The 13,599-nt window shown below is 69.5% G+C and carries 11 protein-coding genes and 1 pseudogene; 3 read left to right on the top strand and 9 right to left on the bottom strand.

Features of this window, described 5'->3' with window-relative positions; genetic code table 11:
* Nucleotides 1-22: 22 nt before the first annotated feature.
* From AN215_RS03770 to AN215_RS03740, 7 genes are all read right to left on the bottom strand, one after another.
* Nucleotides 23-586 carry a hypothetical protein gene (locus tag AN215_RS03770; RefSeq protein WP_070010223.1) on the bottom strand — a complete coding sequence of 188 codons (564 nt, stop codon included), beginning with the start codon at nt 584-586 and terminating at the stop codon, nt 23-25.
* Nucleotides 583-1,737 (bottom strand): ROK family glucokinase, encoded by a 1,155-nt coding sequence (locus tag AN215_RS03765; RefSeq protein WP_070010224.1) that lies wholly within the window; start codon nt 1,735-1,737, stop codon nt 583-585. Before AN215_RS03765 ends, AN215_RS03770 begins: the two co-directional genes overlap by 4 nt.
* Nucleotides 1,738-1,935: 198 nt before the next feature.
* A complete protein-coding gene (locus AN215_RS03760) occupies nt 1,936-2,853 on the bottom strand; it encodes an ATP-binding cassette domain-containing protein (RefSeq protein ID WP_079122666.1) in 918 nt (305 codons plus the stop codon).
* Nucleotides 2,850-3,980: an ABC transporter permease gene (locus tag AN215_RS03755; RefSeq protein ID WP_079122665.1), complete on the bottom strand. Its 1,131-nt coding sequence runs from the start codon at nt 3,978-3,980 to the stop codon at nt 2,850-2,852. Before AN215_RS03755 ends, AN215_RS03760 begins: the two co-directional genes overlap by 4 nt.
* Nucleotides 3,977-4,951 carry a sugar ABC transporter substrate-binding protein gene (locus AN215_RS03750; RefSeq protein ID WP_070010225.1) on the bottom strand — a complete coding sequence of 325 codons (975 nt, stop codon included), beginning with the start codon at nt 4,949-4,951 and terminating at the stop codon, nt 3,977-3,979. Before AN215_RS03750 ends, AN215_RS03755 begins: the two co-directional genes overlap by 4 nt.
* Nucleotides 4,952-5,123: 172 nt before the next feature.
* On the bottom strand, nt 5,124-6,134 hold the full coding sequence (locus AN215_RS03745) for a sugar ABC transporter substrate-binding protein (protein WP_070010226.1): 1,011 nt from the start codon (nt 6,132-6,134) through the stop codon (nt 5,124-5,126).
* 146 nt (nt 6,135-6,280) lie between these two features.
* Nucleotides 6,281-7,003, bottom strand: coding sequence for a GntR family transcriptional regulator (locus AN215_RS03740; RefSeq protein ID WP_070010374.1), 723 nt, complete (start codon nt 7,001-7,003; stop codon nt 6,281-6,283).
* A gap of 190 nt (nt 7,004-7,193) precedes the next feature.
* Here AN215_RS03740 and AN215_RS03735 point away from each other — a divergent pair, with 190 nt between their 5' ends.
* A complete protein-coding gene (locus tag AN215_RS03735) occupies nt 7,194-8,192 on the top strand; it encodes a Gfo/Idh/MocA family protein (RefSeq protein ID WP_070010227.1) in 999 nt (332 codons plus the stop codon).
* Nucleotides 8,193-8,446: 254 nt separating this feature from the next.
* On the opposite strand, the gene AN215_RS03730 is transcribed toward AN215_RS03735, so the two are convergent.
* Nucleotides 8,447-8,962, bottom strand: coding sequence for an SH3 domain-containing protein (locus AN215_RS03730; protein ID WP_070010228.1), 516 nt, complete (start codon nt 8,960-8,962; stop codon nt 8,447-8,449).
* 345 nt (nt 8,963-9,307) lie between these two features.
* On the opposite strand from AN215_RS03730, the pseudogene AN215_RS30815 reads away from it, so the two are divergent.
* Nucleotides 9,308-10,066, top strand: a pseudogene (locus tag AN215_RS30815) (AfsR/SARP family transcriptional regulator); the annotation flags it as partial.
* A 180-nt stretch (nt 10,067-10,246) separates the two neighbouring features.
* Nucleotides 10,247-13,039 carry a tetratricopeptide repeat protein gene (locus AN215_RS03725; RefSeq protein ID WP_245694207.1) on the top strand — a complete coding sequence of 931 codons (2,793 nt, stop codon included), beginning with the start codon at nt 10,247-10,249 and terminating at the stop codon, nt 13,037-13,039.
* On the opposite strand, the gene AN215_RS03720 is transcribed toward AN215_RS03725, so the two are convergent.
* Nucleotides 12,975-13,421, bottom strand: coding sequence for a VOC family protein (locus AN215_RS03720; RefSeq protein ID WP_216093815.1), 447 nt, complete (start codon nt 13,419-13,421; stop codon nt 12,975-12,977). The two genes, AN215_RS03725 and AN215_RS03720, sit on opposite strands and share 65 nt — an antisense overlap.
* Nucleotides 13,422-13,599: the final 178 nt, after the last annotated feature.

The raw sequence follows: 13,599 nt of genomic DNA, 5'->3' as shown, positions 1-13,599 counted from the left end.
TTCGGGGGCATCGCTGTGTACATCAGAACTTCACGGTGGACACGACATACACACGCGGCATGTTCTTGTAGGTGCGGTCGACGGTGATCGCCACGTCGGGACGGCTCTCGCCCTGCCGGTACGTGGTGCCCTCGTAGTCGTGACCGTCCTTGTCCAGGTCCCAGCCGACCGTCTCGGCCTCCTTGCCGCTGATGGTGACCTGCCCGGGCCGCAGAGCGGAAGAGCTGGTGCCCACGTCGTCGAGGAAGTCGCCGAGTTGCTTCTCCGGGAGGCGGAACTGCACGTAGAGCGTGCTGGTCTGCCAGGAGTTGGCCTCGTAGAAGGCGTAGTGGCTGGACTTGGACGGCAAGGGGACGTCGTAGACGTTGCGCTGGACCTTGCTCGGCCAGCCGTAGGTGAGGTTGGTCGCGGCGGCGTTGCGCTCCTTGTCCTCACCGCTGTCCCGGCTCTCGAAGGCCGACTTGACCACGTATCCCGCGGGGACCGCGATCAGCAGTACGACGATGATGAGCGTGAGTATGCGGTGGCGGGGCCGGTGCGGCGGCCGCTGCGAGGGGCGCAGGTTCTGCGGTGCGGTGGCCGTCACTGCCCCACCGCCCGTCGCAGGTTGTCCGCGGCCCGTTCGTAGCGCTCGTACCGCTCCAGACGGCGCCGGTTGGCGCGGCGGAAGCGCCGGGCGACGAGGCGTGCCAGGTCGGCGGCGCCGACCATGCCCGCCTCGGGGCCGAGCTGTGCCTTGGCGATGGTGGCCTCCGGCCGGTATCCACGGCCCGTCAGATGGCGCTTGAAGGCCTCACGAGCCGGATCGATGAGCAGTTCGTCGGCGGCGCTGACCCCGCCGCCGATCACGAAGCCGCCCGGGTCGAGAGCGGCGGCCAGGTTGGCGATGCCCACGCCGAGCCAGTGGCCGATGTCCTGGAGCAGCTCGGTGCACATGGCGTCGCCGCCACGGGCGAGTTCCGTGATGAGCGGCCCGGTGATCTCCGAGGTCTGGCCGCCGACACGCTCCACGAGCCCGTACGCCACGGGCGAATCGGCGACGGCCAGTTCGCGCGCCTCGCGCACCAGGGCGTTGCCCGAGCTGTACTGCTCCCAGCAGCCGCGGTTGCCGCAGGGGCAGCGGTGGCCGCCGGGCACGACCTGCATGTGCCCGAACTCGCCTGCCACCCCGTACTTGCCGCGCTTGACCTGGCCGTTCTCCAGAATGGCCCCGCCGATGCCCGTGCCGAGCGTGATCATCACGAGGTGATCCTCGCCGCGTCCGGCGCCGAAGCGCCACTCGCCCCACGCGGCGGTGTTCGCGTCGTTGTCGACCATCACCGGCACGGCGAGGCGTGCGGTGAGGGCGTCCTTGAGGGGCTCGTCACGCCAGGCCAGATGCGGTGCGAACAGCACCCGGGAGCGGTCGGCGTCCACCCAGCCGGCGGCGCCGATGCCCACGGCGTGCACGTCGTGCCGGTCGGAGAGGTCCAGGACCAGCTCGGCGATGGTGTCCTCGACGACCTTGGGGCTCTTGGACTTCTCGGGGGTCTCGGCGCGTACCTGCTCCAGGATCTGGCCGTCGGCGTCGACGACGCCCGCCATCACCTTCGTACCGCCGATGTCGATGCCGACAGTGGGGACCCGGGGGGCGGACAGGGGCGAACGCCGCTCCCGGGTGCTGACGGTCCGCAGAACGCTGGCGCTCGGCGCGGAGCGGCGGTAGAGACGGTCCCGGTCCGCGCGCTCTCGGTACATGCTCACTGCGCGGCCTTTCCTCTGTGCGCGGCTGCTGGCTGTGGGCCACGGGTCGGTCGTACGTGAGCCGGTTCGTACGGCGGATGCGTACGCCTGCCCACTGGCCGATTCTGCCCTACCGCGTGAGGCCGCGGCGCCACGGGCCTCTCACCAGGGACGATGCGAGGCCGTCTCCGGGCGCCTGCAGCCTGCGGCCGCTCACTGCAGATGCTGCGGGACCGGTGCGCGCTCCAGCTCGTGGCTGAGCTGCTCCAGCTCGCTGCCGCCGGACATCTGCCGGGTCAACTCGTCGAGCTCCAGCCCGTCCTTGCGGTGGCTGCCGGCCATCGTGCCGCGCTTGAGCAGTACGAAGCGGTCACCGACCAGATACGCGTGGTGAGGATTGTGCGTGATCAGCACGACGCCGAGCCCGGCGTCCCGTGCCGCCGCCACGTACTTCAGCACGACGCCGGACTGCTTGACGCCGAGCGCCGCCGTCGGCTCGTCCAGCACCAGCACCTTCGCGCCGAAATAGACGGCGCGGGCGATCGCCACGCACTGCCGCTCACCGCCGGAGAGGGTGCCGATGGGCTGGTCGACGTCGCGCAGGTCGATGCCCATGCGCAGCAGCTCGCTGTGGGTGGTGCGGCGCATGCTCTCGACGTCGAGCCGGGCGAAGGGCCCGCGGCCCTTGGTCGGCTCGGAGCCGAGGAAGAAGTTGCGCCACACCGGCATCAGCGGGACGACTGCCAGGTCCTGGTAGACGGTGGCGATGCCCCGGTCCAGGGCCTCGCGCGGGGAGGCGAGCCGGGCCTCCTCGCCGTTGATGCGGAAGGTGCCGGTGTCGTGCTGGTGCAGGCCCGCGACGATCTTGATGAGGGTCGACTTCCCCGCCCCGTTGTCACCGAGCACGCAGGTGATCTCGCCCGCGTGCACCTGCAGGGAGACCTCCTCCAGGGCGCGGATGTTGCCGTAGAACTTGCTGACGTCCGTCAGCTCCACGAGCGGCACCGTGTCCTGGACGGCCGGCGCCGGGTCCTGAACGGGCGGCGCCGGGTCCTGAACGGCCGGTGCTCCGGCCGCCGCCTCGTCCTTCGGTGGGGTGTCCGCCACGTTCCCGTCCTTGTCGCCGGTCATCGGTTCGCCTCCGCCCGCTTGCGTATGTACGCGTTCAGCAGCACGGCGACCAGCAGCATCGCCCCGAGGAAGAACTTGAACCAGTCCGGCTCCCACTGCGCGTACACGATGCCCTTGCTCGTCATGCCGAAGATGAAGGCGCCCACAGCGGCGCCGACCGCCGACCCGTAGCCGCCGGTCAGCAGGCAGCCGCCGATGACGGCCGCGGCGATGTAGATCAGTTCGTTGCCGACGCCCTCGCCGGACTGGACGACGTCGTAGTTGAAGAGCAGATGCTGGCCGGATATCCACGCGCCCAGCGCCACCCCGAGATACAGGCCGATCTTCGTACGGGCGACGGGGACGCCGACCGCCCGTGCGGTGTGCTGGCCGCCGCCGACCGCGAAGATCCAGTTGCCCGCCTTTGTACGCAGCAGCAGCCACGTCGCCAGCACCACCAGGCCCAGCCACCACACCACGGTGACCTGGATGCCGACGGGGCCGATGCTCAGCTCGGAGGCGAACAGCGCCTTCGCCGAAGCGAACCCCTCCATGTCGGAGATGGTCTTGGTGGAGACCGTGCCGCTGATGAGCTTCGTCAGGCCGAGGTTGAGACCCGTCAGCATCAGGAACGTGCCGAGCGTGATGATGAAGCTCGGCAGTTTCGTACGTACGAGCATGTAGCCGTTGAAGAGCCCGATGCCCAGCGTGACCAGCAGCGAGACCCCGACGCCGACCCAGACGTTCGCCGTCATCTGGTAGCTGAACATCGAGGAGACCAGCGAGGAGGTGGTGACCATCACGCCGGTCGACAGGTCGAACTCCCCGCCGATCATCAGCAGCGCCACCGGCACCGCCATGATCCCGAGGGTCGAGGAGGCGTAGAGCACCGTGGAGAGGCTGGAGGCGCGCAGGAAGCTCTCGGCCACGACCGAGAAGACGACGAAGACGGCGACCGCGCCGACGACGGCTCCGAGTTCGGGACGTCCCAGCAGCCGCTGCAGCAGCGGCCGGTGCACCAGGCGCTCGTCGCTTCCAGCGGTCTTCCCGGCACCGCCGGATCCCGCGGTCCCGCCGGCTTGAGTGGTTGCGTTCTCCTCCGTCGCCCCGGGGGCGCCGGAGGGTGTGGGTGTGGGTGCAGCCGTCATCGCGTTCCCCGCTTCGTGTACTTCTGCAAGGTGGATGCGTCCTTCTTCGTGAGGATCTGCGGGCCGGTCAGCACTGGCTTGCCGCCGCCCAGCATGTTGGCGTTGTAGCGCTCCAGCCACAGCAGGTCGACCGCCTCGTAGCCCTGCAGATACGGCTGCTGGTCCACGGCGAATCCGATCGAGCCGTCCTTGAGGCCCTGCGCCGCCTGGTCGTTGAGGTCGAAGGTGACCGTCTCGGCCTTGCTGCCCGCGCCCTCGGCGGCCTTGACGGCGGTGGGGGCGAAGGGTGCGCCGAGCGTCACGACGGTGTCGGTCCCGGGGTCCGACTGGAGTTCGGCCTCCAGGGAGGACTCCACGGCCGGCATGTTCGTACCGTCGGCGTGCAGGTTGCGCACCTCGCCATCGAAGGTCCTGCGCACGCCGCGGCAGCGCTCCTCGTGTCCGACGTTGCCCTGCTCGTGCAGGAGGCAGACCGCCTTCTTGCGGCCACGGTCGTTGAGTTCACGTCCCACGGCCTCGCCCGCGATCTCCTCGTCCTGGCCGATGTGGGCGAGGGCGCCGTACTTCTCGGACTGGTCCTGGCCGGAGTTGATGGTGACGACGGGGATGCCGGCCTTGACGGCCTTCTCCACGGCGCCCTTCATCGCCTCCGGCTTGGCGAGGGAGACGATCAGGCCGTCCACCTCGTTGTCGACGGCGGCCTTGACGAGCTGCGCCTGGCGGCCCGCCTCCTTGTCGTGCGAGTAGTGGAACTCGATGTTGTCCTTCGCGGCGGCCTGTTCGGCACCGCTCTGCACGATGTCCCAGAAGGTGTCGCCCTCGCCGGAGTGGCTCACCATCGCGATCTTCCAGCGGGGAGTGCCGACGGCCGCCTCGCCCGAGACGGCCGCGTCGCGCTCCTCCTCCGCCCGCTTTCCGCCGGTGCTGCTGCATCCCGCGAGCCCCACGGACGCGAGGACCACGGCTGCCATCGCTGCCCGGCCCGCGCTCTTTCGCCTGCGGTTCCCGCGGAACCCTTCCAGCCTCGACACGTACTGCTGACCTCTCGGTACGGGTGTTTCTGTTCATCCCGGCGCCCGCAGGGGCCACCGGTACGGGCGCGGATGCCCGCGCCAGTATCGGCGACCTGCCTGCGGCGGATGCTCACCGGGTTCCGCGCTTGGTGTACTTCTCCAGCCGTGGGACGTCCTTCTTGGTGACGACCGCGGGGCCGGTCAGCACGGGCTTGCCGCCGCCCAGTTCGTTGGCGTTGTAGGAGTGCAGCCACAGCGCGTCGACCGCCTCGTACCCCTGGAGGTAGGGCTGCTGGTCGACGGCGAAGCCGAAGCTGCCGTCCTTCAGCCCCTTCACCACCTGCGCGTTGAGGTCGAAGGTGTCGATCTCCGCCTTGCTGCCGGCCTTCTCCTTGGCCTTCGCCGACGTCGCCGCGAAGGGGGCGCCGAGGGTGAGGACGGTGTCGATGTCGCTGTCCGACTGGAGCTTGGCCTCGACCGACGACTGCACGTCGGGCATGTTCGTGCCGTCGACGTTGAGCGTGCTCATCTCCCCGTCGAAGGTCTTCTTCGCGCCCGCGCAGCGCTCTTCGAGCGAGACGTTGCCCTGTTCGTGGATGACGCACAGGGCCTTCTTGCGGTCGCGCTTGTTGAGCTCGTCGCCGACCGCCTCACCCGCGATCGCCTCGTCCTGCCCGATGTGCGAGATCGCACCGAACCCGGCCGAGTGCTCGCCGCCGGAGTTGATGGTGATCACCGGAATCCCGGCATCCACCGCCTTCTTCACGGCACCCTTCATCGCGTCGGGCTTGGCGAGCGTGACGATCAGCCCGTCGACCTTCTTGTCGATGGCCGACTGCACGAGCTGCGCCTGGCGGCCCGCCTCGTCGTCGTGCGAGTAGTCGAACTGGACGTTGTCCTTGCGGGCAGCGTCCTTCGCTCCGCTCTGCACGATGTCCCAGAAGGTGTCGCCCTCACCTGAGTGCGAGACCATCGCGATCGTCATGCGCGGGGTGTTGACGCCCTTGCCGCCGCCCGCGCCGCTGCTGTTCTCCTCGCCACCCTTGCCGCCGGAGCTGCTGCAGCCGGCGGCGAGAAGGGCCGCGCTCGTCAGGGCTACCGCCACCGTTGTCGCTCTACGTGCTCTACGCCGAAGGACCATGAGCGGAGTTCTAGCCGGGCCCGGAGCGGGGCGTCAATACTTTGTCCGAACATTCTCCATGAGAGTTTGTCCGAACAAATCCTGTGGCCTGCCGGACAGGGGCGTGACCGCCGCGGGCTCCGGGTCGTGCGCGTGCCGGGGCCGGGTCAGGACCGTACGAGGAGCTGGAACTCGAAGGAGTAGCGCGAGGCGCGGTACAGATGCGAGGCGTACTCGACGGGGCGCCCCGTGTCGTCGAAGGTCGTCCGCGCCATCGTCAGCAGCGGTGCGCCCGCCTCCTCCCCGAGCAGCTTCGCCTCCTCCGCGGTGGCCGCACGCGCACCGACGGACTGCCGCGCGCTGTGCAGGGTGACGCCGAGTCCGCGCATCAGCCGGTAGAGCCCCGTCGACTCCAGCTCCTCGCCGCGCTCGCCCTGCAGCAGATCACCCGGCAGATGGTTGCGGAGGAAGGCCATCGGCTCGCCGTGGGTCAGACGGAGCCGCTCCACGCGCCGCACCTGGGCGCCCTCGGCGACGGCCAGGGCGGCGGCGACCTCGGCCGTCGCCTCCTCCTTCTCGTACCGGAGCAGTTGCGTGGCGGGGCGCTGACCTGCCGCTTCCAGGTCGTCGTAGAGGCTGCTCAGCTCAAGGGGGCGCCGCACCTGGCTGTGCACGACCTGGGTGCCGATGCCACGCCGGCGCACCAGCAGGCCCTTGTCGACGAGCGACTGGATGGCCTGACGCACCGTGGGACGGGACAGACCCAGCCGCCCCGCGAGTTCGATCTCGTTGCCCAGCAGGCTGCCGGGGGAGAGTCTGCCGCGCTCGATGGCGGTCTCGAGCTGCTGGGCTAGCTGGAAGTACAGAGGGACCGGGCTGCTGCGGTCCACGCTGAACTCGAGGTCCACGGGATCATTCTTGGCCACGAGGGGAGCGTAGTGCGCCGGGCGGCCCACTGGAAGGCGTAAGTTCGGTTGTCCGGACAAAGCGGGCCGCGGCTTTCCTGCTTACCCCCGCGGCACGTTCAATTGTCCTGACAAAGTATTGACAGCTCTTGAGCGGACCGGCGAACGTACACCCATGCGCATCGGACTCATCGGCACCGGCCGGATCGGCACCTTCCACGCCCGTACCCTCACCGCCGCACCGGAGGTGAGCGAGCTGCTCGTCACCGACGTGGACGCCGCACGCGCCACCGCCGTGGCCACGGATCTCGGCGCGACGCTCGTCCCCTCCCCCGGCGAACTCCTCTCCCGCGAACTCGACGCCGTCGTGATCGCCTCGGCCACCTCCTCGCACGCGGACCTGATCCAGGCAGCCGCCTCGCGCGGCGTGCCCGTCTTCTGCGAGAAGCCGATCGCGCTCGACCTTCCCGGCACGGCGGCGGCCCTGCGCACGGTCGACGAGGCGGGAATCCTGCTGCAGATCGGTTTCATGCGGCGCTTCGACGCGGGGTACGCCGCGGCCCGCGCCGCCGTGCAGTCCGGCTCCCTGGGGAGGCTGCACACCGTACGGGCTGCGACCTCCGACCCGGCGCCGCCGCCGGCTGCCTACATTCCGCTCTCCGGCGGCCTCTACCGCGACTGCCTCGTCCACGACTTCGACGCGCTGCGCTGGGTGACGGGCAGGGAGGTGGTCTCCGTGTACGCGGCAGGGTCGGACGCGGGCCCCGGGATGTTCCGCGAGCACGGGGACGTCGACACCGCCGCCGTGCTGCTGACGCTGGACGACGGCGTCCTGTGCACGGCGACGGCCACCCGCGTCAACGGCGCCGGCTACGACGTGCGCATGGAGGTCGCGGGCGAGAAGGACCAGATCGCGGTCGGCCTCGACGCCCGTACGCCCATCACCTCCGTGGAGCCGACGGCGGGCGCCTCTCAGGGCACGCCCTGGCCGGGCTTCCTGGAGCGGTTCGCGCCCGCGTACGAGTCCGAACTGGCGGCGTTCGTACGGGCGGTGCGGGGCGAGGCACCCAACCCCTGTGACGGATATGAGGCGTTGGCCGCGCTGCGCATCGCCGAGGCATGCGAGGTCTCGCGGCGCGAGGGCCGTCCGGTGGCGGTGGCGGAACTGGCGTAGGGGAGTAAGGGCGTATCAGGGGGTCCCGGGAACTGCCCCTCGACGGTCGCGGCTGAGCTCAACAGCCGCCCACGCAAGACGCTCGGCTGGGAAACCCAGCCGAGCGCCTCGCCAAGCTACTGCATCCAGCCAGCTGACCAGCCGTGTTGCAACGACCCTCGAATTTCGCCAACCGGGGCCCTCCTTGTGGCGATCAGTCGCCGCGTCCGCAACCGCGCAGTGTGGTCACGGCCTTCTCCCGGTCGATGCCGGACCTAGGACCTCGGCGGCTTCTGGTTGAGCATGCAGCGCGCGGCTACATACCCCGCGGGTAGCTGCTTGGCGACCTTGATCTTGTACCACGTCCGGCTGCTGCCACCGCATGCGTAATAGCTGCCGCCCTTGGAGACCACAGACATCAAGCATCCGGACCTGCCCTTCTTGAGGGCACCCAAGACCTTGGACCGGGTCGAAGCCGCCGAACGGATATTGACCGTTTCCTTGGCGGTGACGGTCTTGCATGCCTGTGAATGAACAACCGTGCGCCCCTGATCCGGCCGCTGATCCCCCGCGATGATCGGCCAGTTGTCCTCAGCGACCTTCGGCCAGGTGTCTTCAGCGGCCGTCGGCCAGTGGTCCCCAGCAACCTTGGGATACGAGTCCCCCGCGACTGTTGGGTAATTGTCCCCCGCGGCGGTCGCGTCACTCGCCACGGCAGGTGACGCTGCCATGCTGATCGTCGCCACCGCGAAAGCAGTGCCCACAACGGCACGCTTGGTCCAACTGATCATGTCTACCCCCTGCTTCCCGTTGATTTGCCGTCTTGCCGGTGTGCGGTCCACGTCGCCTGAGATCTGCCCCGGCGATCACGTAACGGCGCCGGCCCGCACCGCTGGTTCGGGCCGCATGAAGCAGCGGTGCGGGGCCGGTGCCGTCGTCGTCCGCCTCGCGAGCCGGAAGGCTTCAAGACCGCCGGACTCTCCCCCCTTACAGCGAGGCAGGACTCGGGGACGATCGCTCGCCCCCTTGCCTGGCTACTGTGGTCGGCTTGATTGGGCGTATCGCTGGTACGGGCTCTGGGCGACACACTGGTGCAGGCATGCGGGGCGTCCGGTGTGCTCGGGAGAGCGGGCGGGATGCGGGGCCGGCACCAAGGGCCGGGCAGACGACGGGGGTTGGCAGACGTGCGTGGGAACGGAGAAGGTCCCGGGGAGCACTTACGGTTCGCGGTCTTCGGGCCGGTCCGGGCCTGGCGCGGCGAGGAGCAGCTGGGCCTGGGGGCGGCGCGGCAGCGTGCAGTGTTGGCGGTGCTCCTGCTGCACGTGAACCGGCCGGTGCAGCGCGAGTCGCTGATCGAGGCGGTGTGGGGTGATCCCGCGCCGGCGTATGCGGTCAATCAGCTGCAGAAGTACGTCTCGGCGCTGCGGAGGATCTTGGAACCCGGCCGGGCGGCGCGATCGCCGTCGGAGGTTCTGGGGTGGTCCGAGGGCGGGTACGTTCTGCGGGTCGGGCCGGGCGGGCTCGACCTCGCGGCCTTCGAGCGATTGGTCGGCCGGGGCCGGAAAGCGCTCGCGCAAGGAGATGCACAGCAGGCCGGGGCGGAACTCCACGAAGCGCTGAGCCTCTTCAGCGGCCCGGCACTGGGGAACGTCTCCAGTGCCGTGCTGGACGCGGAACGCGACCGGCTGGCGGAGCTGCGGACCGCGGTGCTGGAAGAGCGCATCCAGGCGGACCTCGACTTGGGACGCCACGGTCGGCTGGTCGCCGAACTGAGGCGTCTGGTCGCCGAGTTCCCGTTGCGCGAGCGATTCGCCGCGCTGCTGATGCTGGCCCTCTACCGAGCCGGCAGGCAGGGAGACGCTCTGAACGTCTATCACCAGGTCCGTCGCGGCCTGCGTGACGACCTCGGCGTGGATCCCGGTACGGAAGTCGAGGAACTGCACCGCCGGATACTCGCCGCCTCCCCCTCGCTGTCCTGGCAGGGGCCGCCGCCGGGCGCGGAGGCCGACGGATCCGCCGCGGACGGCCAGGAGCCGGCCGTTCCGGACGGCACGCGGGGCGTGCACCAGCTTCCGATGGACATCTCGGAGTTCGTCGGCCGCGAGCAAGAGCTGCGTGAACTGCGGGAGTTGGTGGAAGCTCCGGGCACCGGCGGCGCCGAAGCCGGTGAGCGGGGAGTGCTGGTCGCCGTCGTCGAAGGAATGGCAGGGGTGGGCAAGACACGGTTCGCGGTGCGTGCCGCTCACGAGTTCATCGCCCAGGACCGCTTCGCAGACGTCCAGTTGTGGGCCGACCTGAAAGGCTTCACACCGGAGCGCGCCCCGGTCGACCCCGCGAATGTGCTGGAGGACTTCCTACGGCTGCTCGGCGTGCCCGGCGACCGGATTCCCGGCGGTGTGGAGGCGCGCGCTGCCCTGTACCGCGACCGGCTGGCGCGCAGGCGGGCGCTGGTGGTGCTGGACGACGCGGCCGACGAGGAGCAGGTGCGCCACCTGCTGCCCGGTTCGGCTTCCTGCCTGCTGCTGATCACGAGCCGCCGTGTGCTGTCCGGGCTGGACGGCGCCCATACGATCCGGCTCGATGTCTTCTCCCCGCAGGAAGCCGTCGAGTTGATCGACCGCGTCGCCGACCGCACCCATGACGAGACGGGATCCCCCGCGGCCATGCGCGTCGCGGAACTGAGCGGGCGGCTGCCGATCGCGGTGGCGCTGGCGGGACGTCGGCTGCGCACCCGGCCCGCGTGGTCGATGGACGAGCTGGCCGACCGGCTGGAGACCGATGAGAAGCGGCTCGCGCAACTCACCGTGGGGAGGCGAGCGGTGGAGGCCACGTTCGACCTGTCCTATCAATGGCTGTCCCCCGCGCAGCAGCGGGCTTTCACGCTGCTGGCTGCGCACCCCGGCCCGGACTGCACAGCGGACTCGGCCGCCGCCCTTCTGGGCACAGGCCGTGGCGAGGCCGAAGATCTGCTGGAGTCCCTGCTGGACGAGCACCTGCTGCAGCAGCACGTCGCCGGACGCTATCGCTACCACGATCTGCTGCGGCTGTACGCACGGGATCGTGCCGCGGACGCCGGCAGCCTTGAGCAACGCACAGCGGCTGTACGGCAGTTGGTGCGCTGGTACTGCGCCGGGGCCGAGACCGCCCGGCTCAGCCTTGAACCGTGGTGGCACCGCGGACCGGCCGGCGACGGGGCGTTGGGCAACGGGGTGTTGAGCGAGGAGCATCCCGAAGTGCCGCACCTCGCCGACGACGCCGACTCGGCCCTGAAATGGCTGGAGGAGGAACGGGCGAATCTGCTCGCAGTCAGCCGGGAGGCGGCGCAGCACGAATGGCGCGGCTGCACCTGGAGACTCGCGACAGCGGCGCATGCCTTTCTGGGACTGCGCTCATACGGCACCGACTGCATGGAGGGGCTCAGGCTGGGGCTGACCGCAGCCAGAGGAGCCGACGGCCGAGCACGGCGGGCCCGGACCTTGGCGGACATCGGCATGGTGTGTGACAGCCTCGGCCGGCACGAGGAGGCGGCGAGGCGTCATCATGCCGCGCTGGCCGTCTTCGAGGAGACCGGTGACCGCCACGGCGCGGCCACCGCTCACTACGGTCTGGGCTGCGCCGCTTTCGGGCTGGGACGTTACGCCGAGAGCGCGGAGCGGCACCATCGGGCGCTTGCACTGTTCGAGGAGACCGGTGACCGGCGGGGCCAGGCCTTGGTCCTTGGGAATCTGGGGCTGGTGAACTGGTTCATCCACGGGCGCTATCGCGAATCCGAGGAGCAGCACCGGCGAGCACTGACGTTGTCGGAAGAATGCGGTGACCGACGCGTGCAGGCGTACGAGTTCGCCGGTCTGGGGCTGGCGCACTGGTTCTTCGGCAACTATGCGGAGTGCGCCCGCCAGCACCGGCGGGCGCTCGCACTGTTCGAGGAAACCGGTGACCGGCGCGGACAGGCAATCGCGCTCAACGGGCTCGGCCTGGCTGACTGGCACCTCGGCCGGCTTGTCCGAGCCGGGGAGTACCACCAGCAAGCCCTCACGGTCTTCCGGGAGGTCTGTGACCGTCGCGGTGAGGCAGTGGCCCTGCAATGCGTGGGCTACGCGAACTGGGCCACGGGCCGGTACGACGTGGGCGAGAAACGGCTGCACGAGACGCTCGCCGTCTGCGCACAGACCGGCAACCGCAGCACCGAGGCATGGTCGCTCGCTTCTCTGGGACACATGTGCCTGCGGCTGCAGCGCAACGACGAAGGACAGGAACACCTGGAGAAGGCACTCAGCCTCTCAAGATCCCTAGGGGACCGGCATCCCGAGGCCAGTGCCCTGGTCGGTCTCGCCCTGGTAAGCCTGAACCAGGGACAGTTGAGCAGCTGCGAAGAGGGAGCGCGGCAGGCACTCGCTCTGTCGCAGAGCATAGGCAACCCGCATAACGAGACGTGGGCGATGATCACCCTGGGTCTCGCATGCTGCTTCGGCGACCGCCCCGAACAAGGAGCGGACTGGCATCGCCGTGCTGCTGAGACCGGACAACGGACCGGCGACCTCTTCACCGAATCCATGGCCGTCAACGGCATCGGCTACGCCTGCACACGACTCGGACGCTACGAGGAAGCCGAACGACACCTGCGGGCAGCACTCACCACTCGGCAACACATCGGCGACCGGCACGGCGAAGCCGAAACACTCACAGACCTGGCAGCCTTGATGCACGCCACCGGTCGGCCAGATGCTGCATCCGCCTACAGAGAGCTGGCCCAGGCCGGCTTCGCCGAAATCGGCGTCACGGGAACGCAGGACCACCGCGTCGTCAGTTCTTCTTCAGCTCCTCGGCGAGCATCACAAGGATGCCGCTGGGACCGCGGAGGTATGTGAGTTTGTAGACGTCCTCATAGGTCGCCACACCGCGAAGCGGACGGCATCCGTGCTTTGCGGCTGTCTCAAGGGCTTCGTCGATGTCGTCGACTGAGAAGGCGACGCGATGCATGCCGATCTCGTTGGGCCGAGTGGGCTGCGACTCGATCGCTTCGGGGTGGATGTACTCGAAGAGCTCAAGACGACCGTGACCGTCGGGCGTCTGCAGCATCGCAATGTTGGCGTGATTGCCGTCAAGGCCGACGGCGGTGTCGGTCCACTCACCACTGACCGTGTCACGGCCGAGGACCGTGAGGCCGAGATCGGTGAAAAAGGAGATCGCCGCTTCGAGGTCGCGAACGGCGATGCCGACGTTCTCCAGTTTGATGGCCACGCGTTGCATGCTACCGAGCCGGGCCCATCGGTTCCTGACTGCCGGCCTGTCGCACCGGGAACGGCCGGTCCGCTCGGCACGGTTGCATCGCCCGAGCGGCCGCGCCGCACGGGCGGGGAAACACGGAGGCCACGAGGTCGTCCGCCCCACCGGTCTCCGGGCCCCTGGACCGCGGTACACCCGCTGC

The organism is Streptomyces abyssalis, from assembly GCF_001751365.1.
Lineage (GTDB): Bacteria > Actinomycetota > Actinomycetes > Streptomycetales > Streptomycetaceae > Streptomyces > Streptomyces abyssalis.
Note: the sequence above shows the minus strand (reverse complement) of the source record. Positions and strands in the feature narration are given on the sequence as shown.

Excerpts from the sequence above, each read along its gene's own strand:
- AN215_RS03765 (WP_070010224.1), bottom strand. The coding sequence starts at position 1,737 with ATGTACCGAGAGCGCGCGGACCGGGACCGTCTCTACCGCCGCTCCGCG.
- AN215_RS03760 (WP_079122666.1), bottom strand. The coding sequence starts at position 2,853 with ATGACCGGCGACAAGGACGGGAACGTGGCGGACACCCCACCGAAGGAC.
- AN215_RS03755 (WP_079122665.1), bottom strand. The coding sequence starts at position 3,980 with ATGACGGCTGCACCCACACCCACACCCTCCGGCGCCCCCGGGGCGACG.
- AN215_RS03750 (WP_070010225.1), bottom strand. The coding sequence starts at position 4,951 with ATGGCAGCCGTGGTCCTCGCGTCCGTGGGGCTCGCGGGATGCAGCAGC.
- AN215_RS03745 (WP_070010226.1), bottom strand. The coding sequence starts at position 6,134 with ATGGTCCTTCGGCGTAGAGCACGTAGAGCGACAACGGTGGCGGTAGCC.
- AN215_RS03735 (WP_070010227.1), top strand. The coding sequence starts at position 7,194 with ATGCGCATCGGACTCATCGGCACCGGCCGGATCGGCACCTTCCACGCC.
- AN215_RS03730 (WP_070010228.1), bottom strand. The coding sequence starts at position 8,962 with ATGATCAGTTGGACCAAGCGTGCCGTTGTGGGCACTGCTTTCGCGGTG.
- AN215_RS03725 (WP_245694207.1), top strand. The coding sequence starts at position 10,247 with ATGGACATCTCGGAGTTCGTCGGCCGCGAGCAAGAGCTGCGTGAACTG.
- AN215_RS03720 (WP_216093815.1), bottom strand. The coding sequence starts at position 13,421 with ATGCAACGCGTGGCCATCAAACTGGAGAACGTCGGCATCGCCGTTCGC.